Source organism: Acinetobacter sp. UBA2581, from assembly GCF_002339435.1.
Lineage (GTDB): Bacteria > Pseudomonadota > Gammaproteobacteria > Pseudomonadales > Moraxellaceae > Acinetobacter > Acinetobacter variabilis.
This window is the reverse complement of sequence record NZ_DDLD01000075.1, coordinates 58753-65974: the sequence shown is the minus strand read 5'-3', so window position 1 is coordinate 65974 and position 7222 is coordinate 58753. Positions and strand designations below refer to the sequence as shown.

General features: G+C 43.6%; 5 protein-coding genes. 1 reads left to right on the top strand and 4 read right to left on the bottom strand.

Translation table 11 applies throughout. The features are described from left to right. The first annotated feature begins 85 nt into the window (after window positions 1-85). On the top strand, window positions 86-547 hold the full coding sequence (locus tag B3Q46_RS09380) for a DUF2750 domain-containing protein (RefSeq protein ID WP_005236987.1): 462 nt from the start codon (window positions 86-88) through the stop codon (window positions 545-547). A gap of 17 nt (window positions 548-564) precedes the next feature. Here the strand turns inward: B3Q46_RS09380 and B3Q46_RS09375 are convergent, their stop codons facing one another. From B3Q46_RS09375 to yccS, 4 genes are all read right to left on the bottom strand, one after another. Beyond that, window positions 565-1359, bottom strand: a complete 795-nt coding sequence (locus B3Q46_RS09375) for a YdcF family protein (RefSeq protein WP_104426977.1) — start codon at window positions 1357-1359, stop codon at window positions 565-567. A gap of 97 nt (window positions 1360-1456) precedes the next feature. Next, window positions 1457-4114 (bottom strand): sulfite reductase flavoprotein subunit alpha, encoded by a 2658-nt coding sequence (locus tag B3Q46_RS09370; protein ID WP_286714951.1) that lies wholly within the window; start codon window positions 4112-4114, stop codon window positions 1457-1459. 184 nt (window positions 4115-4298) lie between these two features. After that, on the bottom strand, window positions 4299-4859 hold the full coding sequence (locus B3Q46_RS09365) for a YcxB family protein (RefSeq protein WP_034705657.1): 561 nt from the start codon (window positions 4857-4859) through the stop codon (window positions 4299-4301). Window positions 4860-4944: 85 nt separating this feature from the next. Next, window positions 4945-7119: a YccS family putative transporter gene (gene yccS / locus B3Q46_RS09360; protein WP_034705659.1), complete on the bottom strand. Its 2175-nt coding sequence runs from the start codon at window positions 7117-7119 to the stop codon at window positions 4945-4947. Window positions 7120-7222: the final 103 nt, after the last annotated feature.

Here is a 7222-nt window from a genome sequence, read left to right as displayed (position 1 = left end):
CGTCAGCGCCCACCATATCTTTCTTGCCTAAATCCTGAATATTTCATAGAATTCGAAGTCTATAATAATTTGAAGATTTCAGACTATGAGAAATCCATATCAGCGCAAGGCAGCGATCAAATCGCAAAATACCGCCTACGATCCGCTACAAGTTTATAAAAATTTTATTGAAGCTATTGTTACCCAAGGTGGCATTTTTGCACTTTACCAAGAGGGTTGGGCTTTGTGTGCCACGCCGACAGGACAGCGTGCTTTCGCGACCTGGCAAAGCAAAGGTCTGGCCAGACTACTCATTAAAGATAACTGGGCCAATTACCAGATTCAGGAAATTACCCTCAAAGATTTTGTTGAAAAGGTCATTCCTTTCTTACGTCAGGAAAGTACTATCGTGTCACTGGATCTAACACCAGAAGGGCAGAATATTCTGGTTGCGCCTGAAAAACTTTTGCTGGATCTTAAAAATTACCTATATCAGGTCTATGTACAGAAACCTGAACTATTCAAAAATCCAGCGATCCCTTCACCAAGGCATATCCGTTTAAATTAACTTAGTGTTTAAGTCACTTATTTAAATAGTGAATATTCATTGAGCAGCCAACCACTCAAAAAGGCAAAATATTCTCTTAACCAGGAGTTATAGCGCAGATAAAGAGGAGTGTTGGCACTCAAACTAATCACTTGCTGATAACCTTGGTGTCTGGCAATGGCACGAGCACGGGGGCTATGAAAATCACTGGTTGCAATCGCAATCGGATCATTTTGACTTATATTGTATTGTTCCAATATCACTTGAGAATACATCATGTTTTGAGCAGTACTTCTGCTTCGATCTTCAAGTTGAATGGGGTTGATGAGTTCCGGATAATTAGTATTGATATAGTGCTGCATGACCTCAGCTTCACTTTGCCTTTCTCGATAATTACGCCCACCTGTCATGATCATTAAAGCATCTGGATAGTGTGCTGCATATTTTGCTGCAGTATCCAGACGGCTTTTTAAGATGAGTGACGGCTGTCCATTCGAAATCCCGCTGCCTAAAACCAGAATAGCGGCAGGAGGCTGTGTAGATTCGTTTGTATGAATAGACATCTGGATATAAGCGAAGAAAACCACGACACTGATCATCCAGAGCAAAAATCCGGCCCAGAGGCTGTTCCAGAACCAGGTTCTAAATCTGGAATGCTGTTTCCAGCGTTGAATGTTTGAAAAGAGTAAAACATACAGAACCAATGCTATGCTAATGAAAATTGGCAAAAGAACACCGAAATGTCTTTGTCCGTGACTCATTAACCAGAGGCTGTTTATGCCAAGGATCAAACCAAAGATCAGGCTGAGATTTCGTTTAAGTGGGCTGGATATTCGGATACTCATATTTTTATTTATCTTCTTATCTCTTCTTCTATCTTATTAATAAAAAACCGGGCATGAAGCCCGGTCTTTTGTAGATCAGCTGATCTTAATATACATCACGACGATAACGACCATCCAGACGTAATTGATCTACTGTGCTTTCACCGAGAATTTCAATCAGAGCCTGATCGACATCGCTGGCCATGCCATTAATGCTACCACATACATAAATCACGGCACCTTGAGCGACCCAGAGTTTCAATTCTTCAGCTTGCTCACGCAATTTATGATGCACATAAACTTTTTCCTGCTGGTCACGAGAGAAAGTAAGATCCAGTCGTTTTAATGTACCCATTTGCAGCCAGGCCTGAATGGTTTCTTCAAAGAAGAAATCATGGGCACGCTGACGTTCACCAAAAATGAGCCAGTTCTGAGTATAGTCCTGACGGTTACGCGCACTCAGCAAGCTCATCAAACCTGCGATCCCCGTACCATTACCAATACAGATAATCGGGCGGTTATCAGCAATCAGATGGAAAGATTCATTCTTGCGAATACGCAGGGCAATCGGTGAATTTAGGGCAGTATGCTGTGTTAACCAGCCTGAGCCTAAACCTAACTGACCTTGCGCATCGGATTGCTGACGCACGACCAGACGTAGCACTTGCTGACTTGGAATACTGGCGATTGAATATTCACGTGTAGTCAGAGTTGGTAATTGCTGTAACAGCTCATCTACTGAATCAAAAGGATCAACCTGAGTCAAATCACGATTCCAAAGTGCCTGTTCGATACTTTGCTTCAGAGAAGGTACCTGTGTACCCGCGGCAATACGGTATTTCTCCATAAATGCACGGATACGTTCAGGGCTGTTTCCTGGTTGGATTTCGGCAATATCACCTGCCTGCCAGACAGCTTCATGCTGTGGAACCAGTTCAATATTGAACGCAGGCGCACCCAGACTATCTGGATTCAGCAATTCACGTTTGCTCAAAGTCCATTGATCGAAGGTTTTATCGATACCCATATCCTGCAACTCAAACTGGGTCACATGTGCAAGGGCATTGGTCCATTGCTGGATATGCTCATTATTGGCATTATCCACTTCAATGGTCTTGAAGAGCTGCTTGGCACCATTCTGCTGTAACCACTGGTCGATCCGATGACCAAAGCTGCAATAGGTATCAGGATATTCCTGGGAGCCTAGAGCCAAAACTGCATAATTGAGATGGCTGAGATCTGCTTTGGCAGACAGAATTTTCTTTTCGAAAGATGAAGCCAGGTCAGGCGCTTCACCTGTGCCATAAGTACTGGCTACAAATAAAACCTGTTCTGCCTGTTGCAGATCTGCAAGGCTTAACTGTTGTACTGCTTTAACGCTGACAGGTTGACGTGCTTCCTGTAAGGCAGTGGCCGTGCGCCATGCCAGTTGTTCAGAGACACCTGTTTGTGAGGCATACGTAATCAGCCAAGGCTTAGCATTTGGATCCAAAGGCAGGGCAGTTGTGCCTTGGCGTGCAGCCAGAGTAAGTTTTTTCTGCTTGCGACGTTTCAGATAGAGCATCCAGCCGGTTATAAAGAAAAGTGGCATGAGCAGTGACGCGACCATGGCAAAGAACTGATAAATCGGACCAAAGAAGCTGCCACGGTGCACCGGTAGCATACTGCTCATGATCTTTTCATTCAGCTTTTTGTCTTCATACATTTCTACCGATGTAAAAGCTGCATCCTGATAGTTATAAGTAGCATTATTACGGGCACGCTCATGCTGAACTTCAACATCGGTAAAGCTGAGTTTTAATTCACCATCGGCTTTTTTAGGAATATTAAAAGTAACTGTTGAATATTTGTCATTGAATTCATTCTGGAAACCTGCCCAGCTCTTGTTCAATGCAGTAAGTAAAACGGTATCATCAACACCTTTCTCACGACCTTCACCGCGATTTTCGCGCTGACCTTCGCTTTGTGGACCGCGTTCGCCTGCACCTTCACCACGAGAACCACGTTGACCTTCACCACGTGATTCGCCAGCACTACGACCTTGTTCTTCACCACCACGGCCGCCTTGACCTTGCTGCATTTCAGGTTGTGGACGTTCTACACCCAGCACCTTGAACATACCATTGCGCCACCAGTCATAAGACCAGTACAGTCCGGTACACGCCAGGATCAGGTAAAAAATCACGACCCAGGTTCCAACAACCGCGTGCAGATCCCAGATAAAGTTACGACCTTTCAGTTGCGGCTTCACAGCTAGCCACTGCTTCACTGAATGGCGTTTTGGCCAGCGTAGGTAAAGACCCGACAAGACAAAGAAAATCAGCATCAGGGCACAGGCACCGGTAATCTGTTTACCGACGGGTCCTACAGTCAAATTACGATGTAGTTGCTGTACAAACTGGAAGAATTCACGACCTTTAATTTCAGGCAATACTTCAGCCGTGTAGGGGTTGACCATCATGTTATAACCACGACGTGCTCCCTCTTTTACAATATTGACCGTACTGGATGCACTTGGATCCTGTGCCACGGTAATACTGTTGATTTTCATTTCAGGGTTTTGGGTCTGGAAATGTTGATACAGTTGGGCAGGGCTAAGCTTGTCTCGCTCTTGAACCTGTACAGTATAACTGTCGCTATTCATCCATTTTAGGATTTGCGGCTCATAAGAATAAATAGCACCCGTGACTCCCATAATCGAGAGAATCAAACCTGCAGTAATCCCCAGAAACCAGTGGAGTTGGAAAAATGTCTTTTTAAACATGATGGTCAGATTTATGGTGGTATGTGTAAAAGTAGGCAAATTATAACTGAAGAATTAGAACAAATTATAGATTATGATGATAATATTTATTCTCATTATCATTTGTGTCGATGAGTCGGATAAAAGATAGACATAAAAAAACCTCCATGTCGAAACAGGAGGTCTTTCAAAACCGGGATGTGTCTTAGATTTCTTTTGGCGCGCCCACTTCTTCTTGCAGATGCTTGCGAATGGTCGCGAAAGAGAAGTTTTTACTGTCTAAACGTTTAGGCAGGATATAAGCACCTTGCTGACCTTTGACTTTAAAATTGATCAGCATGAATTCCGGCGTGTTATACCATTCATAGATGTCTTTCCAGCCAATAGCACCCACACCTTCCTGCATGCCCATTTTCTGGCGCATCACGATACCATGTGGCTGTACGCCAAGACGGATACCTTTAATTTCCTGTACCGGAAATTCATTCATCTTGCGTTTAACATACCATTCCAGACCAAAAGTACGGATCAGGTAATACAGTACTACACAGACAATCGCCACCCAGCAGATAACTGTTGAGTAGTTCTTGATCAGGATAATTCCCAGAATAGACAAGGTAACAATAGCACCCATGATCAGCCAAGCTTTCATACCAATTTTATTGGTACTACGCCAGATCATTAGCTGAGCATGACGCTGCTCAGCTTCTGAAATTTCATAGTTCACAGGCTGTAGGGTATAAGCGTATAAATTTTTCGCGGTCATAATGAAATTAACAGATTTAAAGCTGTAAAAAGTTTAGCATTAATTATGCTAATTCAGTGAGTATATTGTTCCAAAATCAGCCAAATTATAATGAAGCCAATTCAGTAGCCTGTTCGTCACGTTCATGACTCAAACTCTGCTTTAACTGACTCAATTGCTTCAAGATACTAAACATTAAAGACAGTTGTTGCAAAATGATCAGTGGTTTCTGGTCTTCTTCCTGCTGTTGTGACAGACGCTGACGGATATTCTGGATCATATTCTGGGTGCTTAGGTCAGGGACCTCATCATAGAGCAGGGCACCACGAATATTTTCTAGGGCTTGGTCCAGTAAGTCCAGTACATCCTGATCCTGAATTTTTTCACGATGCGCACCCAGCGCGGCAATATAACTGATAAAAGTATGATTCAGGCATAGGAACTCAAAAGCCTGTGATTTTTGCACAGGGTCGAAATCAGGTTCGGTGGCCAAAGTCGAGATCAGGGAAGCAACTTCAGCATCGGTATTATGGGCTGCACGGCGTACCACGCGGTAGGTCAGACCATTATTTCGTCCAGACTTATACTGTTCAATCACTTCACTCAAGTAGTCACATTCTGCCTGCAGGCTACGGCTAATGCTTCGTGGCAAGCGACGAAATTTCCAATCCGGGAAGATAAAGCTCACGCCAAACCAGGCAATCGCACAGCCAATCAGAGTATCAATCATACGGGGGATAGCTGCAGTAAAACCCATGCCGTCCAGATTAAAGTTGATCAGGGCCAGAATGGTAATAAAGGCAGTGGCCTGTGCATACTGTTTACTGCGTAATTCAAAGAACAGAATCCCACTCAAAATTAGCAGTAATAATTGCCCTTCAACGGAAGGAATGAAGTACAGAATGGCATAACCTAAAAGAATACCTGCCAATGTTCCAACGATACGTAAACGTAAGCGACGCTTGGTAGCATTAAAATTAGGCTGGCTGACGAATAGTGCTGTAAGCAGAATCCAGTAACCATACTGAATATCGGTCAGCTGGACAAAGATATAGCTGATTAGCAGCACAATCGATAGGCGAATGGCATGACGGAACAACACCGATTCAGGTGTCAGATGCTGTTTGACCCGAATCTTGATATCTTCCCAGCCTTTCAGGTCGTCATCTTTGAGCTGGTTTTCAATATGTTTAGTACGATCAAATTTGATATTACGTTCAGTTTCCAGATTGCGTAACTGCGCATCAATGGATTTCAGGTTCTGGAATAAGGCAAATAGGGCATTGATCCAGACCTGATCATACTGCTGTTCTGTACGCAATTTTTCTAGGGACAATCTCAGGTTTTCAAAGGCATGTTTGAAGCGTTTATTATGTTTATAGGTTTTGCGTTGCTGAATGCTTTCACTCAGGTCTTTACAGGCTTTGCCCTGAATCGACAGGATGCGCTGAAAACGGAACAAAATGTCGCTGTGTTCAAAAATTTTGGCCAGTTTCTGATAATCAATATGCGCAGAATCGGCACGCTCGTGAATATCTTGTGCCACAAAATAGTATTGCAGGCTACGACGGGTATCTTTCTGACCACGGTCACCTTTCAGACGGGTCAAAAGGACAGTCTTCATTTCATTAAAAATTGAAATCAGTTTGCCATTTTCCAGTGACAGCTCGATCATACTTTGCTGATAACTTTTTGCCGTCATATCGACATCGAACAGATTCGATTTGGCATAGAGGAAATCACCCAAAGAGGCATAACACTTAGCTAGATTGTCCTGTGCACGTCGCGCTGGAAATAGCAGGAAGCTCAATGTCGACAAAAAGCCATACCAGACCGCACCAATCAGCAGCAAGCTTGCCTGCTGATACCATCCATCAAATAGTTCAACCCCCAGCATGGAATAGACAGAAATCACCAGACAGCCATAGGAAATCGTGGCATAACGTCGACCAAGCGAGCCGAGCAGAATCAGGACAATACAAGAAACAATGAGGGCAGAAGCAAACAGCAGCGGATAAGGAAATAACAGATAGACTGCGACTGCGGTAATGAAGAAGCCTAAATAGGTATAGAACAGATTCAGGATACGCACGGAAAAGCGGTCATCAATATCACTTAAACCTGCGGCCACCACCCCAAGGGTGAGTGGAATAGTCATTAACTGCTGTCCTATGAAATAGGGAACAAAGGCAGTGCCTGCAAAAGCGATCAGCATACGCAGGTTATACATCAGGGTCGTATTATAAGTCGCGTGTTTAAGACGATTGAGCCAAGATTTCAACGGTGATCCTTTCTCTTGCAGTCTTTGCTGCAAAGCTGAATATACATATGAGAAAAAGTATATTTATAACTTTTAATTTCCATGTAAATCATACTATGCGCTA